Source organism: Microcystis wesenbergii FACHB-1317, assembly GCF_014696875.1.
Classification (GTDB): Bacteria; Cyanobacteriota; Cyanobacteriia; order Cyanobacteriales; family Microcystaceae; genus Microcystis; species Microcystis wesenbergii_A.
In genome coordinates this window covers 1-20,471 of the sequence record NZ_JACJQV010000187.1, presented here as the reverse complement: position 1 = coordinate 20,471, position 20,471 = coordinate 1, and the positions used below count along the sequence as shown (strand labels likewise).

At 41.6% G+C, this 20,471-nt stretch carries 19 protein-coding genes and 5 pseudogenes; 11 read left to right on the top strand and 13 right to left on the bottom strand.

Going from position 1 to position 20,471, the window contains the following annotated elements; genetic code table 11:
* Positions 1-172 precede the first annotated feature (172 nt).
* A complete protein-coding gene (gene infC, locus H6F92_RS18515) occupies positions 173-703 on the top strand; it encodes a translation initiation factor IF-3 (RefSeq protein ID WP_045359727.1) in 531 nt (176 codons plus the stop codon).
* A 463-nt stretch (positions 704-1,166) separates the two neighbouring features.
* On the opposite strand, the gene tnpA is transcribed toward infC, so the two are convergent.
* Positions 1,167-1,568 carry an IS200/IS605 family transposase gene (gene tnpA, locus H6F92_RS18510; RefSeq protein ID WP_045359724.1) on the bottom strand — a complete coding sequence of 134 codons (402 nt, stop codon included), beginning with the start codon at positions 1,566-1,568 and terminating at the stop codon, positions 1,167-1,169.
* A gap of 50 nt (positions 1,569-1,618) precedes the next feature.
* On the opposite strand from tnpA, the gene H6F92_RS18505 reads away from it, so the two are divergent.
* Positions 1,619-2,860 (top strand): RNA-guided endonuclease InsQ/TnpB family protein, encoded by a 1,242-nt coding sequence (locus tag H6F92_RS18505; RefSeq protein WP_190359023.1) that lies wholly within the window; start codon positions 1,619-1,621, stop codon positions 2,858-2,860.
* A 406-nt stretch (positions 2,861-3,266) separates the two neighbouring features.
* Here H6F92_RS18505 and H6F92_RS18500 read toward each other — a convergent pair whose 3' ends face one another.
* From H6F92_RS18500 to H6F92_RS18480, 5 genes are all read right to left on the bottom strand, one after another.
* Positions 3,267-3,560 (bottom strand): (2Fe-2S) ferredoxin domain-containing protein, encoded by a 294-nt coding sequence (locus H6F92_RS18500; RefSeq protein ID WP_190359022.1) that lies wholly within the window; start codon positions 3,558-3,560, stop codon positions 3,267-3,269.
* Positions 3,561-4,011: 451 nt separating this feature from the next.
* Positions 4,012-4,932 carry a hypothetical protein gene (locus tag H6F92_RS18495; protein WP_190359032.1) on the bottom strand — a complete coding sequence of 307 codons (921 nt, stop codon included), beginning with the start codon at positions 4,930-4,932 and terminating at the stop codon, positions 4,012-4,014.
* 76 nt (positions 4,933-5,008) lie between these two features.
* Positions 5,009-5,812, bottom strand: coding sequence for a type 1 glutamine amidotransferase (locus tag H6F92_RS18490; protein WP_190359021.1), 804 nt, complete (start codon positions 5,810-5,812; stop codon positions 5,009-5,011).
* A gap of 476 nt (positions 5,813-6,288) precedes the next feature.
* Positions 6,289-7,626, bottom strand: coding sequence for a Mur ligase family protein (locus tag H6F92_RS18485; protein ID WP_002762109.1), 1,338 nt, complete (start codon positions 7,624-7,626; stop codon positions 6,289-6,291).
* Positions 7,627-7,728: 102 nt separating this feature from the next.
* The gene (locus H6F92_RS18480; RefSeq protein WP_190359020.1) at positions 7,729-8,637 is read right to left on the bottom strand and encodes an FkbM family methyltransferase; all 909 of its coding nucleotides are present in this window, start codon (positions 8,635-8,637) and stop codon (positions 7,729-7,731) included.
* 385 nt (positions 8,638-9,022) lie between these two features.
* Here H6F92_RS18480 and H6F92_RS18475 point away from each other — a divergent pair, with 385 nt between their 5' ends.
* Both H6F92_RS18475 and lptC read left to right on the top strand, forming a co-directional pair.
* Positions 9,023-10,213 carry an HhoA/HhoB/HtrA family serine endopeptidase gene (locus tag H6F92_RS18475; protein WP_190359019.1) on the top strand — a complete coding sequence of 397 codons (1,191 nt, stop codon included), beginning with the start codon at positions 9,023-9,025 and terminating at the stop codon, positions 10,211-10,213.
* Between the two features lie 76 nt (positions 10,214-10,289).
* A complete protein-coding gene (gene lptC, locus H6F92_RS18470; RefSeq protein WP_190359018.1) occupies positions 10,290-11,438 on the top strand; it encodes an LPS export ABC transporter periplasmic protein LptC in 1,149 nt (382 codons plus the stop codon).
* A gap of 67 nt (positions 11,439-11,505) precedes the next feature.
* On the opposite strand, the gene nuoK is transcribed toward lptC, so the two are convergent.
* From nuoK to nuoH, 4 genes are all read right to left on the bottom strand, one after another.
* The gene (gene nuoK / locus H6F92_RS18465; protein ID WP_197533180.1) at positions 11,506-11,811 is read right to left on the bottom strand and encodes an NADH-quinone oxidoreductase subunit NuoK; all 306 of its coding nucleotides are present in this window, start codon (positions 11,809-11,811) and stop codon (positions 11,506-11,508) included.
* A gap of 25 nt (positions 11,812-11,836) precedes the next feature.
* A complete protein-coding gene (locus H6F92_RS18460) occupies positions 11,837-12,433 on the bottom strand; it encodes an NADH-quinone oxidoreductase subunit J (RefSeq protein ID WP_002734810.1) in 597 nt (198 codons plus the stop codon).
* Between the two features lie 114 nt (positions 12,434-12,547).
* Positions 12,548-13,120, bottom strand: coding sequence for an NAD(P)H-quinone oxidoreductase subunit I (gene ndhI / locus H6F92_RS18455; protein WP_002733194.1), 573 nt, complete (start codon positions 13,118-13,120; stop codon positions 12,548-12,550).
* A 42-nt stretch (positions 13,121-13,162) separates the two neighbouring features.
* Complete coding sequence (nuoH, locus tag H6F92_RS18450; RefSeq protein ID WP_002762098.1) at positions 13,163-14,281, bottom strand: NADH-quinone oxidoreductase subunit NuoH; 1,119 nt, start codon at positions 14,279-14,281, stop codon at positions 13,163-13,165.
* A 262-nt stretch (positions 14,282-14,543) separates the two neighbouring features.
* On the opposite strand from nuoH, the gene H6F92_RS18445 reads away from it, so the two are divergent.
* The 7 genes and pseudogenes from H6F92_RS18445 to H6F92_RS18410 all read left to right on the top strand — a co-directional run bounded on the left by H6F92_RS18445 (position 14,544) and on the right by H6F92_RS18410 (position 18,034).
* A complete protein-coding gene (locus tag H6F92_RS18445) occupies positions 14,544-14,837 on the top strand; it encodes a hypothetical protein (RefSeq protein WP_190359017.1) in 294 nt (97 codons plus the stop codon).
* A pseudogene (locus H6F92_RS18440) lies at positions 14,756-15,616 on the top strand (ISKra4 family transposase); the annotation flags it as partial. The gene H6F92_RS18445 and the pseudogene H6F92_RS18440, both read left to right, overlap by 82 nt.
* Positions 15,617-15,747: 131 nt before the next feature.
* Positions 15,748-15,966 (top strand): annotated as a pseudogene (locus H6F92_RS18430) (ISKra4 family transposase); the annotation flags it as partial.
* A 112-nt stretch (positions 15,967-16,078) separates the two neighbouring features.
* On the top strand, positions 16,079-16,423 hold the full coding sequence (locus H6F92_RS18425) for a hydrogenase maturation nickel metallochaperone HypA/HybF (protein WP_002760536.1): 345 nt from the start codon (positions 16,079-16,081) through the stop codon (positions 16,421-16,423).
* Entirely contained in the window at positions 16,414-17,226 is an 813-nt protein-coding gene (gene hypB / locus H6F92_RS18420; RefSeq protein ID WP_190359016.1) for a hydrogenase nickel incorporation protein HypB, read from the top strand. Before H6F92_RS18425 ends, hypB begins: the two co-directional genes overlap by 10 nt.
* 47 nt (positions 17,227-17,273) lie before the next feature.
* Positions 17,274-17,672: a helix-turn-helix domain-containing protein gene (locus H6F92_RS18415; protein WP_190359015.1), complete on the top strand. Its 399-nt coding sequence runs from the start codon at positions 17,274-17,276 to the stop codon at positions 17,670-17,672.
* A gap of 17 nt (positions 17,673-17,689) precedes the next feature.
* Complete coding sequence (locus H6F92_RS18410; RefSeq protein ID WP_199308262.1) at positions 17,690-18,034, top strand: DNA adenine methylase; 345 nt, start codon at positions 17,690-17,692, stop codon at positions 18,032-18,034.
* 418 nt (positions 18,035-18,452) lie between these two features.
* Here H6F92_RS18410 and H6F92_RS27225 read toward each other — a convergent pair.
* The 3 pseudogenes from H6F92_RS27225 to H6F92_RS18395 form a co-directional block, all read right to left on the bottom strand.
* Positions 18,453-18,719, bottom strand: a pseudogene (locus H6F92_RS27225) (IS701 family transposase); the annotation flags it as partial.
* A 491-nt stretch (positions 18,720-19,210) separates the two neighbouring features.
* Positions 19,211-20,059, bottom strand: a pseudogene (locus H6F92_RS18400) (IS630 family transposase).
* Between the two features lie 76 nt (positions 20,060-20,135).
* Positions 20,136-20,361: pseudogene (locus tag H6F92_RS18395) on the bottom strand (transposase); the annotation flags it as partial.
* Between the last annotated feature and the right edge of the window lie 110 nt (positions 20,362-20,471).

Sequence of the window (20,471 nt, the reverse complement as noted above, 5' to 3'; positions counted from 1 at the left end):
ACAGCTTATCTAGCTCAAGGCCGCCGGCTGACGGCCGACGACTAAAAATTAACATTGCAAGAAATCTTAACAATTGGCCAAGAAACTCGATCGAGTAGGTAGAATAGCAAGTAAATCATTTTGTAAACTCCAGTCGATTAATTAACCAGAATAGAGATAACCCAGAACGCCTGTGATAGATAAAAGACGCACTACTCGCGATCTCCCCCAAATTAACGAAAGAATCCGCTTTCCTGAAATCCGCGTTATCGATAGCGACGGCTCTCAACTAGGCATTATTACTCCTGCCGAAGCTTTGCGCGTGGCCGAAGAAAAGGAACTTGATCTCGTCCTCGTCAGTGAAACGGCAAATCCTCCCGTTTGCCGGATTATGGACTATGGTAAATACAAGTTTGAACAGGAGAAAAAAGCCCGTGAGGCCAAGAAAAAACAGCATACAGCCGATATAAAAGAAGTTAAAATGCGCTATAAAATTGATGAGCATGACTACAACGTGCGAGTCAACCAAGCGCAACGTTTTTTAAAAGCGGGAGATAAGGTAAAAGCGACGATTACCTTCCGAGGCCGGGAAATTCAACACTCTAACCTAGCCGAAGAATTACTGGCGCGCATGGCCAAAGATTTAGAGGATGTAGCTGAGGTACAGCAAGCGCCAAAAAAAGAAGGTCGTAACATGATGATGATGTTATCGCCGAAAAAATAACTAACTAATCCAGAAAAAGGGGCTAAAACCCCTTTTTTTCGGAAATACCCACAAGAAACCAATAACTTAGGACAAATGTATTGTCTGCGAATTAAGTCTCTAGATTGAAATCACAGGCACTCAAACCAAATCCGTTTTTAATAGTATGATTAACTCCCAATCGAACTTTAAAAACCCAGTTATGGATTGTTTCTCCGCAGCTCCGCTCCCCTCTCCCTGCTCCCCGATATCCTATGCCTTTTAAACAGGATTTAGTATCAAATGGGTTGACCTAGTAGCAAAAGAGTATTAAAATAGCTCCATTATTAGGTCAATGACTCTGGATTTAGACCTAATAAGCCACCCCCGCATCTAAATTGGTCTAGGTCGATAAGGAAACAGAGAACGCCAGAACACTGGAACAGTAAGGTTTATCTGCCTTTTTAGCTAACTTATCGAAAATTTGGGTTAAAACCCCGTCGTTTTACGACGGCTTTTCCTGATTTTTGATGTAGCACTTAAGAACTTCCAGAGGCGCACCTCCTACAGAAGAGACGAAATAACTGGGCGACCAAAGAGCGTCTTTCCCGTATGGCTTAGGATATCCAGCTTGTCCATACCTACGACTAGAGACTCCTTTTAAAGAATTGACCATTACAGAAATAGATAGTTTCGGCGGGTATTCAATTAATGCGTGTATGTGATCAGACTCCCCGTTAAATTCCAATATCTGAAAATTCATTTTTTCCGCAACTTCCCTAAAAGAGTTTTCAACCAAAGTCAGGCTTTTACCAGTAAAAACCTTTCTTCTGTATTTTGTCACACAGACCAAGTGTATCTTTAGATCGGAAACAGAGTTTCTTTCTCTTCGCAACTGACTTGACATTATCAACAGACCTAGTTAGAATAGACTACAGACACACACATCTTAACCCAATGAAAGCGAGGTATCAATACCGTATTTACCCAACAGACCAACAAAAGAGGCTTTTGTCTCAGTTGTTTGGGTGTGTGCGTGTTGTCTGGAACGATACTTTAGCTTACTGCCAAGAACTCTATCGACAAGGGGAGAAAAAGCCAAAATATACTGAGTTATCTAAAAGACTAACTCAAGTCAAAAAAACAGAAGAAAGACGGTGGTTAACCGAGGTTTCTTCTATTCCTTTACAACAGTCTTTGAGAGACTTAGAGACTGCTTACTCTAACTTCTTTACATCTTGTAAGGGCGAGAGAAAAGGAAAGAAAGTCAAACCTCCCAAGTTTAAAAAACGTAAATCTAAACAATCAGCAAGATTTACCGATAATGGTTTTACCGTTAACCAACACTGCGTTACTTTAGCAAAAATCGGTGATTTAAGAATCGTTTGGAGTCGTCCATTACCTTCTAAACCTTCTAGTGTCACCGTGATTAAAGACGCATCAGATCGCTATTTTCTTAGTTTTGTCGTCGAGGTTCAGCCCGAAATACTTCCTGATAATGGGGAGTCAGTGGGAATTGATCTAGGGATTGCTACCTTTGCTACCCTCTCAACAGGGGAAAAGATAGACGCACCGAAACCGCTAAAGAAACGATTAAAACGACTAAGAAGAGCACAGAAAAACCTTTCTAGAAAACAGAAAGGAAGTAACCGACGGGAAAAAGCTAGGAAACGAGTAGCTAAAATCCATGCAAAGATTAAAGACACTCGCACTGATTTCTTGCAGAAACTATCCACTAGAGTTGTTCGTGAAAATCAAACGATAATTTTAGAGGATTTAAACACATCGGGAATGGTTAAAAATCGCAAGTTATCTCGTGCCATATCAGATTTAGGATGGCGTTCTTTCCGAGATATGCTATCGGCAAAATCTGATAAATATGGGCGTGATTTTCGGATAATTTCGAGCTGGGAGCCAACGTCTCAGCGATGTTCCTGTTGTGGGAATATCGGCGGTAAGAAAGCATTAAATATCCGTGAGTGGGAATGTCTTTTTTGTGGGACTTTTCATGATAGGGATGTAAACGCCGCAATTAATATCAAGGTCGCCGGTGGACAATCGGAGACTTTAAACGGGCGTGGAGGAAAGTGTAAGACTTCTGTTAAAGAAGCATCATCCCGTGAAGCGTCAACCCAACCGAAGATCGTTCAATTAAGTTTGTTTGATCTGCAGGGAATCACCGTCCGGCCCCGGCGGTGAGGATGTCAAAGAAATATAGTCTTCAAAGCCTTGCCTAGCAAGACTCCTACGAATGATAATCAGTGCTTATCACACAAAGTAGAGAAGAGCCGAAAGTTAGACTTGAAAAAAAGACAAAGGAGAAAAAAATGATCTCTCTCTACATCATTGTGTAAGCTTTTTGTTAATGTCACATATTGGGTGCAAGCATTGCGCCCCTAAATTACCCCATATTAGTTGTTATGTGGGGGCCAAGGCATAAGCCCTCCCTCAGATAACTTTTTCTGATAACCATAAGTAAGGGAGAGCCGATAGGGTTCTTCCGTAACCATTTATTGATTATTATTCATTCTTAATTCTCCTGACTACTGACTACTGACTACTTACTCCTAACCTATCAGGACAATTTTTGACTTTTACCAGAGGTCTATTGAGGGTGAATGCGTGGATGGAGTAAACGCTCAACTGGTTGACCGTTTTTTAAATGTTCTTCGACAATCTGATTGACATCCTCTGGTTTAACACGACAGTACCAAGTTTCTTCAGGAATAATTCTCAGCGTGGGGCTAGTGCTACACTGTCCTTGACAACCACTGGTCCTAACGATGACATCTTCTGGGAGAGCTGCCGTTTGCCAAGCTAAAAGAAGCTCGGACGCACCCTGGATCAAACAGGAAGAATGCTGACAGACCATCACGAATCGCTTTTGCGGATAAGACATATTGCCTAAAAAGTTGAAAAATTAGAGAGTTCCCTGTCGATATTCTTGGGAGCAGCTTTGAGGAAGCATACCTTTATTTTGCCCCGAATCCCCGATACTAGCAATATAACTGAACTTCCCCCATATAAATATACTAGCTATGACTAAAAGTCTTACAGAGCCTGAGTTAAATCAATACAATACTAATGCCCTTTGCGATGATTTGCGGCGAAAGCAGGCTGAGAGCGGTAGGCAAATCATCTCAAGTCCATTAAAGCAACCACGTCAGTTACAGAGCGATCCCCGAAGAGCGTGATCCAATGTTGTCGGGACTCACCGTTCCCTTAATTTTTTTAGAGAAGGAGCCTCCAGTCGAGTATTCTGGTACTGCTCTGGTGCTGACATCTCCCTAAATCCTCGATCTAAAAAAGACAGGCTCAATGCCTGTCTAAAAAACAAAACAAATTACCTATTAGCTAACCACAAATAAGGAGTTTTTTGCGTCAAATTTCCAAGCAATACCATCGGGATCTCTGATGCGACTCCAATCGGCAAATTCTGTTTCGGATTTATTTTTCTTGTTTCTACCCAAAACGGCCGGGGTAACTCCTAAACGTTTAGCCAAATCCGCCAAACTCATTGATGAGATGGTTTCAGATAGAGTGGTTAGAGATTCTTCCCTAACTTCTGATTCTGATTGGGATAAAGAACTGTCAGAACTGTTCAAACTAGGATTAATTATCTCCTCCAGTTCTTGAATTACCGTTTCTTGAACAGTGATCGCTGCAGTATTTTCTTCCTCTTTTTCCTCAAATAATTTACCTAAATTAGTCAGAGGTTGGGAGGAGGAAATAACAGGAACCTCCTGGACAGAATTTTCGCTTTTCTCGGCCACAATCAGGGGGGATTTAGCCTCCTGGGATTGCTCTAAATTGGTCAGAGGTGATCTTGAGGCAGTAATCGCGGGAATTTGTTTTTCCCCTATTTCTTCTAAAGAGGGGTCACTCTCATCAAAAATACTACCCAAGGTACTGGCGGTGATAAAGTAATAGGCCATACCCTGATCGCCTACAGCTTTTTTTTGCGCTCCAAATTCCTCAGCTTTTTTGTCTAAAAATTGTCTAGCTAATTTGGCCGTGAGATTGGCTTTTGCCGATAGGTCAATCGGGGTGAGACAACCTTGATTGTCCTGTAAAAGTTGATTGAAATAGGGGTTAATCACCGTCGATAATTTTGACCAGCGATAGTCTTGCCACACCTTGACTGCCAGAGTTAAGAGGAAGACAAGTAGGATCAATGGCCAAGCGGTAAAAACAAGGATGATTAGCACCGCTAGGGGGATGATGAGGACGAGAAACCCCGCCGTTTGACGCTCGATAATTTTTCCAGTCATAATTTCATAAGCTGCCACAATTAAAATTCTTAATGGCTAGTTTGACTATCTCCTGCCATAAGTGTATATGACCAGTTTAGGCTTTATTGGTCACGCCGGTTAGTTCTAGTCGTTCAAACATGGCAAATCGTGCCTTCAGGGCCAGAGAATCATCAAGTTTTGTTAAAAAAACGGCTTTTTGATACTTTTGTTCTAAAGCTTTTTGGATTAACCAATCGGCTAAAAAGGGATTTTTGGGTAGTAAGGGACCGTGAGCATAGGTAGCGATCGCATTGTGGTAAAATGCCCCTTCATAACCGTCCTCTCCGTTATTTCCGTAGCCAGTAATCACCTTTCCTAAAGGAGAAACGGTCTGTAAATAGGTACGACCCCCGTGATTTTCAAAGCCAATTACTAGCGGTTTTTCCCCAGTCATAGCTTTTATTTCCTCCGCTAAGGGAGAGGCAGTAATTTCAAAAACCACGTTACCGATACAGCGTTTTGCATTGGGGCCGGGATGTTTACTTACTAGGTCTAATAATCCTAATCCTTCGATTCTTTGACCGAAAGCTGGTTCGTAATAATGCCCTAATAATTGCGGGGAACCACAGGTAAAAACCCCCGGTATTCCTGCCGATAATTGTTCTTTCATCGCCGCTGCTTTTCTCCCCTGTAAATCGCGCATAACGATCTCCTGTTGCCGATCCTGCGCTCCACCCCCAACAATTATATCTACTTGGTAAAATGTCTCGGCTTCTGTTTGAGCATCTAGGGGAATAATTGTCACAGCAATATCACGCCATTGACATCTTCTTTGGATAGTAATAACATTACCTCGATCGCCGTAGGTACTCATTAAGTTCGGATATAACCAGCCGATTTTTAGTTCTAGTTCTTGCATAATTTTTTAGGGGATTAGGGAATGGGGAAATGGGGGATAAGAGACGGACTGCATCTCAAGTTTGTAGAAATATCAAAAATTATTACAAATATATGAACAACTGCGTGTAAGCATCTCATACTAAATCCGCTGAGTATAGGCTACATATCAGGAGAGGCACTCCTGCAAGTGGAGCGACTCTTAAATTATGACAGATGTATTAGCAGCTGCGTGTAAGCATCCCACCGAAAAACTAATGCGCGGGGGGTTTGGGGGCGGCGCCACGCCCCCAACGGGGGGTTTGGGGGGTAGAACCCCCCAAAGGCTTGGATTGAGTGATAAAATCGGAAGTAATACTAAATCCGTTGAGTATGGGCTACATATCAAGAGAGGCACTAATGCAAAACGGAGAAGCAATAATCAGTTTTTAATAACTGGATTTAGTATCACAAAAAAAGCTAATGTAAGCTTGCGCTTATGTCCCCCTTTTCTAATTTCTACAAAATCTTTCGGCCCGTGAGAATCTCTCGTACTTCTAACATAGCAGAATAGGTGGGTAAAATATGTAAAGTTTCCTCATTTTTGGTGTTATTAAGGGCAATTTGTATCGCTTTTTTTAGATCGGATTCAACAATTAAATTAACGGGATAAGCGAGACTATCCTGACTATATTGTAAGCGCAAAGCCATGTCATAAAGTCGATCGCCCGTTACTACTAAAGTTGTTCCCAAACGGGTTAATTTTTCCGTATCCACATCCCAAATCCAAGAAACATCCGTACCGTCGGGGATGCGATCATTGAGAACTAAGAGAGTAGTAGAAGACTTTTCTTTCTGTAAAATATCAGCCACTGCGCGAATTGTTTCATTCATACCCACGGGATTTTTGGACAGTAAAATCCTAACTTTTTTACCCTCAATTTCTAATTCTTCCGCTCGACCAAAAGCCGCTTTAAAACCCTGAACTGTCTCAAAAATTTCTCGATCTTTAATCCCCAATTCCTGGGCTACTAACCCCGCTGCTAAAGTATTATATTTATTATAAACACCGATTAAAATCTGCGGCCAATCTTGACTATGAAAAGCAGGACTACTCTTTTTAAAGCCGCAACTAGGACAACTAAAATCCCCTAAATGGGAGAGATAAACCCCCCGATAATCCAAAGAAGCACCACATTTAGGACAGTAAATAGAATCGACAGCGTGGGGAATTTCTTCCAGATATAATTCTGGCTCACTTAAGCCAAAATATACAACTCTTTGGGGCAGTTGTTGACCCAAATGGGAAAGGGTCGGATCATCAGCATTGAGAATCACTAAAGTATCGGTGGGTAGGGGAGATATGGCCCCTTGCCAACGGCGACTAATCGTATCCACTTCCCCATAGCGATCGAGTTGATCGCGAAACAAATTTAGAGCTAAAATAGCGCGAGGACGACAATCTTTTAAAACCAAAGGGAGAATATTTTCATCCACTTCTAAAATGGCATAATCAGCCTTTAAAGTGCCGAATAAATTGGCATCGGCTAATAAAGCAGTGATTAAACCATTAATTAAATTCGCCCCAGTGGTATTATGGGTAACTTTTGCCCCCTGACGCTCTAGAATAGTTCTTAGCAGTAGGGAAGTGGTAGTTTTTCCATTCGTGCCAACCACCAAAATTACCCCCCGTCGGACTTGCCCACAGAGTAGCGGTAACAAACGGGGATGGAGACGACGGGCAATTTCCCCCGGCAAGACGCTGGCAGCCCCTAAACGGAGTCCTTTAACCACAGCAGTAACGGTTTTAGCCACCGCTACGGCTATCCCTAAACGGATGCGATCAAACAATTGCATGAACTGAGATTCTCATAGCTGTTTCGTGATTTTACCCCTAAAAGAAGACCGGTTAACAGGGTAAGTTCCCTAATTAGTTTCGCAGTTGGGGTAAATCTCAGTTTATTCTGGCTTTTTTTCTCCCCTAACAAGTTTTTTAATTGTAGTTCTGATCGGAAATTTTCTGCGTAATTCACTATAAGTAATTGTTGATTTTTCCTCAATCATAAACAGGAAAGCTTCTTGTGTAGAATTGTATTTTTGAGGATAGCGAGGACTGCTAGGGTGAATGGCGATTAAATTATAAAAATAAGAACCTTGGTTAAGAGAATGGAGGCGACGTATATCTTTAGTTAGAAAAGGCGCAGGAGCGAAATAACGAAAGAAATGGTAGCCAATTTCTGCTAAAAATTCTTGCAATTGCTCGATTTTAAATCCATATTTTTCGTAATGGGGTAAACAAACCTCAATATATAGAATGGGGTGATACTGTTTTAAGGTCTTCCTGGCTCCCTGAAGAACTTTAATCTCCATTCCTTCCACATCTATTTTAATAAAATCACACTGTTTTAGATGCAAATTATTTTCTATCCACAAATCTAAGGTTGTGGAAGTAAAGAGTTCTCCCTCCACCTCTGACGATTCAATAAATCGGGTGGCTCCCATGTTTTTAGGAGCTTTTTTAATAGAGAATTTTTTTTGATTGTCGCTAATAACATCAGTTTGTACTTGTACTAAATGTGAAACATTATTCAATCGCAGGTTTTCCAAGAGAATTTGATGAGTTTCTGGACAAGGCTCAAAGGCAAATACCCGTCCTTCAGGGGATGATAAACGGGCTGCTAAAGTTGAAAAAGTGCCAATATTGGCACCAATATCAAAGCAAACATCCCCTGGATGAATCATTTTATCGTCGATTCCGGGATAGACACTCGCCAAATCTCGCAGATTTTCCAATAAGTTAGCCATCTTCAGATCGAGACAATAAAACTTACCTTCAGGTGTATTAACCAGCCTTAAATTATCATTCATAAACTCAGCCTTGAAATATTTGAAAACATCATATTACGCTTCGAGAATTTTGTCAATATTCCAAGTCAATAGATTTCCAGAAAATGTAGCGCCTGAGTTAAGTTTTAGCTAATTGATTACAGGGAAGTATTCTTACAGCAGTTATCTTAATAGTAGAATACGAAATTTTCTTTTTGGGGAGTCAGCAGACCAGAGCGCGGAGACAATGCCAAATATACGTTACACTTCACCTTGATGAGAAACGCTTAATCAAAGTGATTGCCACTGCCATCAAATACAAAAAGCCTTTATCTGCCCCAGGGGTTCGTCTTTGAAAAAGACAGCCTATAATATAGGTAAGTTTTGCGCCGATTCTACCGCACACGACATTTTAGGGCTAGAGCTTATGGGTTTATTGACAAGATTGGGGATTTCACTGGGATTACTCGCCCTAGGCGGTACTGTGGGTGTGCTAGGAAATCAGTATTTAAGCAGAAAAGCACCCCTAGAGGTAAATAAACCGCCGGCAATCCTCCCCGCTTCTCTCTCTCTCCCTGTTATTACCCAAACCGACGGTAATGTTAATTTTATCGCCCAGGCCGTGCAGAAAGTCGGGCCGGCGGTGGTGCGGATTGACTCGGCCCGGGAAGTGGCCGACCAAATTCCCGAAGAATTTAAACAGCCCTTTTTTCGGCGCTTTTTTGGTAATGAAGTGCCGATTCCCAAGGAGCATTTAGAACGAGGAACTGGTTCTGGGTTTATAATCAGTACAGATGGACTACTTTTAACTAACGCCCATGTGGTGGAAGGGACAACCCAAGTAAAAGTGACTTTGAAAAACGGTCAAACCCATCAGGGTAAAGTCCTGGGGGTTGACAATATGACCGATGTGGCCCTGGTGAAAATTGAGGCGAAAAATTTACCGACGGTGACTTTTGGTAAGGCCGAAACTTTAATACCAGGGGAGTGGGCGATCGCAATTGGCAATCCCCTAGGCCTGGATAATACTGTTACGGTGGGCATTATTAGTGCCCTAGGACGCACTAGCAGCGAAGTGGGGGTTCCCGATAAACGGGTTCGTTTTATCCAAACCGATGCCGCTATTAACCCCGGCAATTCCGGCGGCCCGTTACTGAACGCCAAGGGTGAAGTTATCGGCATTAATACGGCAATTCGGGCCGATGCTCAGGGTTTAGGGTTTGCTATTCCCATCGAAACCGCCCAAAAAGTGGCGGGACAGCTATCTAGCAAGGGTAAAGCGGAACATCCCTACATCGGTATCCACATGGTGACGCTAAACCCAGAATTACGGCAGCAATTGAACGAAACTAAAGAATTAAACTTTAATATTGACCAAAATGAAGGGGTAATCGTCCTGCGAGTGGTGGAAAATTCCCCCGCTCAAAAAGCCGGGATGCAAGCGGGTGATATCATCGAAACTGTGGCAGGAAACCCCGTTAAAACCGCCGCCGATGTGCAGCAAGGTGTAGAAACCAGTGCGATCGGTGGTAATCTGGAAATCGAGATTAACCGCAGGGGTAAACAACAAACTCTCACCGTTCAACCGGGGGTTTTTCCCAGCAAAACTAGCGATTAAACTACTTTCAACCGGTCAAGGGGCGACCCCTTACCCTACACTGGGAGGAGAGAAAATAGCAGCGGAGCGATCGAAATTGAGGCAGCGGTTACAATTAAAATTATCAATTGGGCGCGGGGCTGCCCTTCTAATCGGTTTGCTGGGATTAACGGCCTGTCAACCTCCCGATCCGCCGAAAATTTCGCCGACAGAATCGCCTAAAATTGAGGAAAATGGCCGGTTAATTCTCAATAATGCCACCTTAGAACAGGCTAACCCCTCGGGACAACCCCTCTGGAAAATTCAAGTCAAAAAAGCTACCTACACCCAAGACCAAAAAATTGCCCGTCTGGAAAATATCAAGGGTAATATCTATCAAGATGGGAAAGTAGTTTTACAGGTTAGTGCTGACCGCGGTGAAGTCTATAAGGAAGGCCAGGAAATTCTCCTCAAAGATAATATTGTGGCTGTAGATCCCCGCAATAAAGCCATTATTAACGCGCCGGAATTGCGTTGGCTACCCAAGGCAGGTATTTTAATCTCCCCCAAAGGGATCAAAGGTAGTCATCTACAACTAGAAGCCAAGGCCCGCCAAGGACGCTACGACACGCGCCAAGAAAAACTAGAATTACAAGGTCAAGTGGTGGCTACCGCCAAGGAATCTCGTGTCGTCCTGCAAACCGAGCGCCTGTACTGGGAAATTCCTCAACAGGTCATTAGTACCGATCAAAAAGTCGCTTTTGATCGCTATATTGATAAAACTATTATCGATCGCCTTACTGCTATCGGCGGTCGTTGGGAAAGAAAAAATAATCAGGTTATCCTGCAAGAAAACCTCGAATATCGCTCTTTAGAACCACCTTTACAGATTTCTGGTTCTCAGGCAATTTGGAACTATCAAAATCGTAGCCTAACTTCCGATCGCCCCACGGAAATTTTTCAATATCAAGATCAAATCACTATTACTGGTAATCGTGTAGTGGTGGAATTAGGCAATCGTATCGCTTATCTCAAGGATGGGGTTAAGGGAATTAATCAGAAAACTGGGGCGCAATTGTATAGTCAGATCTTAACTTGGAAAATGTCGGAAAAAATTGTCGAGGCCGAGGGGAATATTATCTATGAACAACAGGAACCAAAATTTAATCTCACTGGCGATAAAGCGATCGGCACGTTAGAAGATAATAACATTGTTGTTACCAGTAGCTCCCCCGATCGAGTTGTCACCGAGATTTATCCCCGTTAACAGGGAAAATTAGCCAAAAAAAACTCTCCCCAAAAAAGGGAGAGAGGGGGGGTAAATATTTAAAACCTTACCATTTGAGCAGGTTAAACTGTTCCATATCGATGGTGTCGCGGTTACGATAGATAGTCAGGATAATCGCTAAACCCACGGCTGCCTCGGCTGCCGCTACGGTAATCACGAAAATAGTAAAAATTTGGCCTCGGATATTAGCGGGGTCAAGATAGTTGGAAAAACCCATTAAGTTAATGTTAACAGAATTGAGCATCAATTCGATCGACATTAAAACCCGGACAGCATTGCGACTGGTGACTAAACCGTAAATTCCGATACAAAATAAAGCCGCCGCTAATAACAAATAATACTCTAACTGAATCTGCATGATACCTCTTTCTTTTCTCCTATTTAGGGGCGGTTAATTCTCTAGGTCGTTCGGGTAATGTTAAAGCTGTGGCCGTAGGTTCTTCAGCTTTTAGGGTAGGGATAAGGTCACGACGAGCTAAAATAATTGCTCCGACCATGGCCATTAATAATAGCACGGAAGCTAATTCAAAGGGTAGCAAGAAATCACTAAAGAAATGCTTACCGATTTCTACTAAAGTATTAGTCACTACTGCGGGAGAAGTGCTAGAAATTGACCAAGGTGTGATTAAAACCATGGTCGATAACAGCACAAATAAACCCACACAAACTAAAGCAGTAGATGCCTGACGAATCCAACGTTTAGGAATATCAGAAAAGTCCTCTTGCTTGTTAACAAGCATAATAGCAAAGAGAATTAAAACGTTAATCGCACCCACATAAATTAGAATTTGTGCCGCCGCTACAAAATCAGCATTTAGTAAGAGATATAAACCCGAAATGCTGATAAAAACACCACCCAATAAAAAGGCGGAATAAACGATATTAGATAATAGTACCACGCCTAAAGCTGTCCCGATTACTAGGGCTGCTAAAATGCCAAAAGATACTATTTGAACGCCCTCGGCTAAATTCACAGTAGTTTCATCTCCTTTTATGTTTGAGAGTTATTAATTATTAGTTATCAGTTATCAGTTATCAGTTATTACTGTTAGATTTCCAAATCCTGACGGCTGATAGCTAACTGCTAATTAATCGGTAATTTCTTCTGGACGTTTACCAGCGCGTTGACTACCGGCGGGTAAATCGTGGGGTTCGATGACACCTTTAGGCAGATAACCTAATTCCCTCAGAGGTGTTACCATCGGGTCTTGGGTGACTTTGTAGGGTAAACGGCCTAGGGCGACGTTATCATAGTTTAATTCATGACGATCATAGGTCGCTAGTTCGTATTCTTCGGTCATCGATAGGCAATTAGTCGGACAGTATTCCACACAATTACCGCAGAAAATACAGACCCCAAAATCGATACTGTAGTGTTTGAGTTCTTTCTTTTTAATTTCCTTGTTAAAAGTCCAATCCACTACTGGTAAATTAATCGGACAAACTCGCACACAAACTTCACAAGCGATACATTTATCGAACTCAAAGTGAATTCTACCCCGATAACGTTCCGAGGGAATTAACTTTTCGTAGGGATACTGGACGGTAATCGGACGACGACGCATATGATCAAAGGTAACGGATAAACCTTCGCCGATGTATTTCGCCGCTTGAATGCTACCTTTGGCGTAATCGCTGACTTGTTTGAGGATGTTAAACATGATGGTCAGAGGGGTAGTAGGTTAACAGGACAAAAACGGAAATTAACCGCCAAAAGCAAAGGGAAAAGCTAGTTTTAGGGCGGCGGTAAGTAGTAGGTTAACTAAAGATACCGGTAGGAGGAATTTCCAGCCTAAATCGAGTAATTGGTCAATGCGAACCCGGGGTACGGTCCAACGCAAGAGAATAGCGATGAAGATGAGGAAATAGGCCTTTAATACTGTCATCGTAATCCCTAGGGAAGCGGTGATAATTTGTAGCCAAGGATTGGTTTCACTAACTCCCAACCAGCCGGCCAAAGCATTGACGGGGATAGGAAATTCCCAACCGCCAAGATAGAGGACGGCGAAAACTAGGGCCGACAGCACGAGGTTAACGTAGGAACCCACATAAAAGAGAGCGAATTTCATCCCCGCGTATTCGGTTTGATAACCGGCGACTAATTCCTCCTCCGCTTCAGGTAAATCGAAAGGCAGACGTTCACACTCAGCTAAAGCGGCAATCCAGAAAATCAGAAACCCCACCGGTTGGCGCCAGATATTCCAGCCTAAAATGCCATAACCGGATTGTTGTTCGACAATATCAATGGTACTGAGACTATTAGACATCATCGCGATCGCTAATACCGATAAAGCCAAGGGAATTTCATAACTAATCGATTGCGCCGCCGCCCGTAGGCCTCCCAGTAAGGAATACTTATTATTTGAGGCATAACCCGCCATTAATAAGCCAATGGGGGCAATACTGGACAAGGAAATCCATAAAAAGATACCTACGTTTAGGTCAGTAATCACCAGATTTTGACCGAAGGGGACGATGAGATAGGAGACAAACACCGGCATCACCACCAAAATCGGCCCGAAGAGGAATAACCAAGGGTCAGCTTTAGCGGGGACGACATCTTCTTTAAAGACTAATTTCAGACCGTCGGCGACCGGTTGTAAAACGCCCAAGGGTCCTGCGTATTCCGGCCCGATACGCTGTTGGACGGCGGCGGAAATTTTTCTTTCTAACCAGACGCAGACTAAAACCCCCACTGTGGCGGCAATAATCATCAGGAACATGGGTAAAGGCATCCAAATCGCTTTAGCCAGTCCTCCACTTAATCCCAAGTCTGTTAGGGATTTAATGAAACTTTCTTGTAAATCTATGCCTTGATTCATATTTGGCGATCGCTGTACTGTCAATAGTTCGGCATGGTCTGAAGATTTTTAAGCAAATCTTATAGCCTAGTATACAGTTAGTCGGTCTGAGGGTTATCAGAAAGTGACAAAGGCTTCAACTCATTAGCAGCCAAGAGAGTCAAGGAATCTTGATTCCCCCGCCGAGAATAGCTATTAGTCAATAGTTAACCTAGGTTGCTACCTATGGGATTAAGCAAAAAAAGCTGCTACAAAAGATAAAAGACGAGTAGCAGCCAAAAAAATGAAGGATGAGATTATAGCGATTTATTGCCTTTGTGACGACATTCTCAAAGCCATGAATCATCAAGAGGATTCACAGCAACAGATCAGCGATGCGGAAGTGATGACCACAGCTATAGTTGCCACCCTGTATGACAGTGGCAATTTTGAGAAAGGGAGAAAAGCAATGTCACAACCACAGTATATTCCGAGTGATCAGAAAATGAACAAAGGATTCAAGACTTATCTCAAGAGTTGGCAGAATGTCTCTATAAACAATCTCAAGTTAAAAAAATTAATAACTTGGGAGAAATAGAGGTAACGGTTAGAGACTTAATGATTCAGTATGTCAACCCAGAAATCGGTATTTTTTTGTCAAAACAAGTACCGAAGAAACTGGCAGTAGGCTCCGAACAGTAAAAAGTATTTTGGGGGAATTACCCATTACAGAAAAACAAGCAAAGAGATTAGAAATAAAGCCTCGAACTCAGATGAGTCATATCTTAGAGAAGCACTGTTTACTACTGAGCGGCGATGAATAGAGATGAAAAAGCAGAGAAGAAAATCAAATCATTGACAGGAATTGCTGTTTCTCACAGCACGCGGCAACGCCTTGTACATCGCTATCATTTTGAAGAATTATCCTCTAACACAGAAGTGGAAGAAATGAGCATAGATGGTGGGAAGGTACGACTCAGAACTGCCAAGGGGGAACCCTTAATTGGGCGTGATTATCAAGGAGTGAGTTTTCACCAATTGGGGGTAGCTGCCTTTTTTCAAGATAACTCAGCTTTATTAGATTTCGTGAATTCTCAAGTTTTGGCTAATCCTTTAGTTTGTTTAGGGGATGGGCATGATGGTATCTGGAACTTATTTCGTGAGATAGGAGAAAAAGAGCAACGCCTTGAGATTTTGGACTGGTATCATTTAATGGAAAACCTCTATAAAGTTGGGGAGTCATTCCAGGGAATAGAGGAGGTCAAGTCTCTTCTCTGGCAAGGTAAAGTAAAAGATTCTATCTCATGTTTTGAGGGATGCTCAGGTTCAAAAGTTGGCTCTCTTATTCTTTGTGTGATCTCGCGTAGCGAGCGCGTTGCGACCAGTTTAACTTATATAGGAGCGATCGATCTTTGTGTCCTTTGTGTCTTTCTGGTTCGTTCCACTGGCTCGCCAGCAGAACTGTATCTTAGAATACATTTTACCCACCAAACCCGAGAGAGCCAAAAGTTGAGAATTTTATCATTTATTTGAACAAGCATAAACATCGAATTATCAATTATGATTATTTTCAGAAAGAGGAGATTTCTCTTGGTTCTGGCTCCGGGTCATCTCAAGTGAAACAAATTGGTTTTCGTCTCAAAATTACTGGTGCGAGTTGGAATTCTGGCAATGTACCGCAAGTCCTTCGTCATCGTTGTGCCTATCTGAATGGTTCTCTTTTTTAACTTTTTTATTGATCTTATTAAGTATTTCTACTTATGGCCAAAGTGAGATGCTCCCCACTGATAACTGATAACTGATAACTGATCACTGATCACTGATAACTGATCACTGAAAATGCACGAACTAGGAATTACCCAAAATATTATTGAACTTGCTTTAGAACATTCGCGAGGAATGAAAGTTAAGCGCGTGGTGTTGGAGATTGGTAAACTAACGGCAATTATGCCAGAATCGATCGCTTTTTGTTTTGATACCTGTTGTCAAGGTACTAATATAGAGGGGGCGATGTTAGAGATTCTGGAAATTTCTGGTTTAGGACAGTGCCAAGATTGCGGAAATGAGCTAGAACTAGAATATCCCTACGGCATCTGCGATCGATGTGGTAGTCGCAATATAGTCATTTTACAGGGTCAAGAATTAAATCTCAAATCGTTGGAGACAGAATCCTTATGTGTGTAACCTGTGGTTGTTCTGATAACTCGGAAGTAACGGTAACTAATCCGCAAACGGGAACCCATGAACATATTTTAGCCGATGGTACTGTTATTAGTCATAGCCATCACGATCACGAGCATGAGCATCCCCATCATCCCGCGGAAATTCACGCTCAAATTCATGGTAATATTCTCCAAGTTGAGCAAAATCTGCTGGCAAAAAATAATCTATTAGCGGCACAAAATCGCGGTTGGTTGAAGGGGAGAAAAACTGTTGCTCTTAATCTGGTTTCTTCCCCCGGTTCGGGAAAAACTACCCTGTTAACTCGCACAATTGCCGATTTAAAAACCGCTATTCCTATCAGTGTCATTGAGGGAGATCAAGCTACAGCTAATGATGCTCAAAAAATTAGTGAAACCGGTTGTCAGGTTATCCAAATTAACACTGGAACAGGTTGTCATTTAGAAGCATCAATGGTAGAGAGAGGATTAATCGAACTCGATCCACCGATGAATTCTTTAGTCATGATCGAAAATGTCGGTAATCTAGTTTGTCCTGCTTTATTTGATTTGGGAGAAAATGCCAAAGTCGTCATTCTTTCCGTCACCGAAGGGGAGGATAAACCGATTAAATATCCCTATATGTTCCACGCTTCTCAAGTCATGATCTTGACAAAAATAGACCTACTACCCTACGTTAATTTTAACCTCGATCGCTGTTTAGATTACGCCTATCAAGTTAATCCCAATCTGAAAGTTTTTCAAGTTTCCGCTACCACAGGAGAAGGTTTAGATGCTTGGTACGGTTGGTTAAAATCACTGATTTAAGTTAAGTAGTAACACACCAAAAAAGTTCAGTCTAACCCCTAAAAACAATGACCCTAGCACTTGACCAAAATATTGATAATCAACTGTTGACTAAATTTCAACCCAAGATTATTGAAAATGAGGAAGAATATGAGCAAGCTCGTCATCTTCTGCTTAATCTAATTAGTAAACAGGATCGACTACCAGAAGAAACCGCGATGGTTAAATTAATGGCGACAATTATTAAGGATTTTGATGCCAAACAACCTCAACCCGAACCAGCTTCACCGCAGGAAGTATTATTACACTTAATGGGAGCTAACAACATGAAACAAGCTGATTTAGTTGGTAAAATTGGTTCTAAGGGGGTGGTTTCTGAGATTGTTAATGGCAAGCGATCGATTAGTAAAGCTCAAGGTAAAATTTTAGGAGAGATTTTCAATGTTTCCCCCGCTGTATTCATTTAATTCTCTATTAGTTTTTAATGAAAACAGCCGTCATTGTTCCCCCGATTAAATGTCAAGGTATCAAAAATAAACTGGTATCATCAATCAAAAGTTTAGCAGATCATCAAAACTTTGATCGCTGGATAGAACCCTTTTGTGGTTCGGAAGTGGTAGCTTTTAATTTACAACCCAAAAAGGCCTTACTTGCTGATGCCAATATTCATATAATTAACTTCTACAATGACCTAAAAAATCAGCAGATCAACCCTAATCTTGTTAAAGAATTTCTCGACTCGAAGAAAATGGCAACTTACTCAAAGAAAAAGGAGCAAACTATTATTATCAAGTGCGAGAAAGATTTAATCAAAATCACAACTACCTAGATTTTTTATGGCTCTTCGGGAATTGTTATGCAAATAAATAACCTAAGTTGCCACCCATAGATTAACACTAAAAGCAAGAACAAAAAGCATTACTTTAAGCTCAAACCCTTTAGCAGTAACAGCATGAATAGATTTGGGTAAAAGCTGGGATAGCAAGCTACCACTCGTTTCAATTACCTGGCGTTTATATCCCTCTTCTGTCACTCTAGGGAACGGGAAGACAGAAATGACAGGGAAAAACGAACTCTAATAGGGAATTGATAAATCGATTAATTTGGGTATATAGAAAAGAAAAGTAGTGAATTAGTCGAGGAGTAAAGAAAACACAGAGCCAAGATTTTAAACGATTCAAGTAACCGAAAGGCTCAATAAATAATCGAATATTGTTTAGGTTATCTTGACCTCCTTTCCCTAGAGACCACCAAGGATGAGTGCTCGCAATTGCTCTGGCCGTTTTCTGGTCGGATGACCGATTTTCTTTTTGCTCTCGCTCTTGAAAAACTGACCCTTGAAGGCTAACCATTAGGTACACACTCATGACTAGCTCCCACCATTTTTCGATGTCGCTATAATGGGTTAGACGATAATCTGACCATCCGAATTCGTTTTTACTTTGCCGGAAACCGTACTCTACCCACGTCCTCTCCCCGTAAATATTGCCCACTTCTTCAACACTTAGGGCTGGCTGAATAATGGTAAAACCCTTTTAAAATAAAGCTTTTGACCTGTTAAAGTCCGATGTTAGTGCAAGAAAATAGGATTGGGACTTTCAAAAACCTTGCATTATCCTTCTTGTAGTACATCGCTTGGTACAAAAAACAAGGGCAACAAAGCCTGAAACGACCGGCTACTGACTCGGAGACGACCGACTCCTACCCCCAGGAAAAACTTTTTCAGCAGACCCCACTTAGACACTCGATTCTCGTCATGACATACCAGGTCGTTTCCTCGGATATCGTCTCTTTATCTGTCGTGATCTCCCAGTATCTTAACTTCCTTCTTTTTCCCCAAATTATCTCTCTAATATACCGTTTCTCTCTCTCTCCATCACTATGAATACGGTCAAAAATATGCCATCGATTTCTTCGGACTCTCTGCCCAGGTCCCATTAGTAACGAGTGGTTGCTCCGAATCGCTACCGCATATTCTATAGTTATTTCAAATAAGAACGAGACGCTAGGCGACACAATAAGTACGAATAATTTCATCAAGGGATGTACCCACAGGAGCATACATTCTCGCTCTCTTTAATGCACTAAAATCATGCTCGATATCATTTAAGTCAGGAGAGTATGTTGGCAAAAACACTACCTGATGACCTGCTTCCTCTACCAGTTGTCTAATCACTGTCTTCCGATGAATTGGTGCATTATCCATAATTAATATTGATGTCATGGTTAAAGAGGGCAATAAATATAAAGATAACCAGCCTTCAAAGCCTTCCGCAGTCAGGCTTCTCGTAAATATCATTGGTGCAATCAAGTCTTTTTTCCCCTTTCTTCTCCCAGGAACAAGGTTCTCTCTTTTTCCTCGTTTTCCTTGTCTATCTCCAAAGACTTTCTTCCCTTTTTTTGACCAGGCATAAAGACAGTCTTGAAATTATTCAAACCCAGACTCATCAATAAATACAAGGCTTTTACCACCATATATTTTAATCAATTCTCTCAGGGTTTTATAATATTTTATTCTTTCTTCTCGGTTTCTTTCTCTATAACGAAGTTCTTTCTTTTTTCTGGTGATTTCCATTTTTTTTAAGGCATAGCAAATGGCACTTGGTCTCACTCCAAACTTCTCGGCTCTATCTCTTAATCTTGCTTCGGGATTTTCTTGGACATCTCTTTCTAGTGCTTTCCAGTCCAGCTTTCTCTGACGGTGTTTTACCTTTGTTGCTGACCCTTCTTCCCTACTCAGCCATCTATATATTGTTGCTCTCCCTATCTTAAATAGAGCGGCAGCTTTAGTTATGCTTCCTCCATTCTCTACATAATCGATTACCTTTTTTCTCAAGTCTAGACTATAGGACATTTTTCTGTATGGGTTGCTCGTTTCTCCTTATTTTACCTTATTTTTCACTTGTCTCACAATTATTTGAAATGACTATATCTCCTTCTTTTAATCTTTCTTTTGGTTTGTAGAACTCGCTTATTAACGGGATGGTCATACCTTCAATCAACCCATTATGGGTTGACACTCACAATCCCGTTCTCTACTTTTCCGATATTTCCGATGTATTGTCTTTTCACATAATCTGTCGTTTTTCCTTTCTTCTTATCCCCTGTTTCGTCTATTATTACGGTAATTTCTCTTTTCACTAACACGGATAATATAGCAATTCTCTGACTTATGAGGTACAGTAGCAACAGTGAGTAAACCAATTGCGAATATCTTTTTGAGTAACTTCTAACATAGCCAATTCAATCCCTTCTATTAAGTCTTT

Bases quoted from the DNA above. Each gene is read 5' to 3' on its own strand.
- tnpA (WP_045359724.1), bottom strand. From the start codon at position 1,568: ATGTCAAGTCAGTTGCGAAGAGAAAGAAACTCTGTTTCCGATCTAAAG.
- H6F92_RS18505 (WP_190359023.1), top strand. From the start codon at position 1,619: ATGAAAGCGAGGTATCAATACCGTATTTACCCAACAGACCAACAAAAG.
- H6F92_RS18500 (WP_190359022.1), bottom strand. From the start codon at position 3,560: ATGTCTTATCCGCAAAAGCGATTCGTGATGGTCTGTCAGCATTCTTCC.
- H6F92_RS18495 (WP_190359032.1), bottom strand. From the start codon at position 4,932: ATGACTGGAAAAATTATCGAGCGTCAAACGGCGGGGTTTCTCGTCCTC.
- H6F92_RS18490 (WP_190359021.1), bottom strand. From the start codon at position 5,812: ATGCAAGAACTAGAACTAAAAATCGGCTGGTTATATCCGAACTTAATG.
- H6F92_RS18485 (WP_002762109.1), bottom strand. From the start codon at position 7,626: ATGCAATTGTTTGATCGCATCCGTTTAGGGATAGCCGTAGCGGTGGCT.
- H6F92_RS18480 (WP_190359020.1), bottom strand. From the start codon at position 8,637: ATGAATGATAATTTAAGGCTGGTTAATACACCTGAAGGTAAGTTTTAT.
- H6F92_RS18475 (WP_190359019.1), top strand. From the start codon at position 9,023: ATGGGTTTATTGACAAGATTGGGGATTTCACTGGGATTACTCGCCCTA.
- ndhI (WP_002733194.1), bottom strand. From the start codon at position 13,120: ATGTTTAACATCCTCAAACAAGTCAGCGATTACGCCAAAGGTAGCATT.
- nuoH (WP_002762098.1), bottom strand. From the start codon at position 14,281: ATGAATCAAGGCATAGATTTACAAGAAAGTTTCATTAAATCCCTAACA.
- H6F92_RS18445 (WP_190359017.1), top strand. From the start codon at position 14,544: ATGAAGGATGAGATTATAGCGATTTATTGCCTTTGTGACGACATTCTC.
- H6F92_RS18425 (WP_002760536.1), top strand. From the start codon at position 16,079: ATGCACGAACTAGGAATTACCCAAAATATTATTGAACTTGCTTTAGAA.
- hypB (WP_190359016.1), top strand. From the start codon at position 16,414: ATGTGTGTAACCTGTGGTTGTTCTGATAACTCGGAAGTAACGGTAACT.
- H6F92_RS18415 (WP_190359015.1), top strand. From the start codon at position 17,274: ATGACCCTAGCACTTGACCAAAATATTGATAATCAACTGTTGACTAAA.
- H6F92_RS18410 (WP_199308262.1), top strand. From the start codon at position 17,690: ATGAAAACAGCCGTCATTGTTCCCCCGATTAAATGTCAAGGTATCAAA.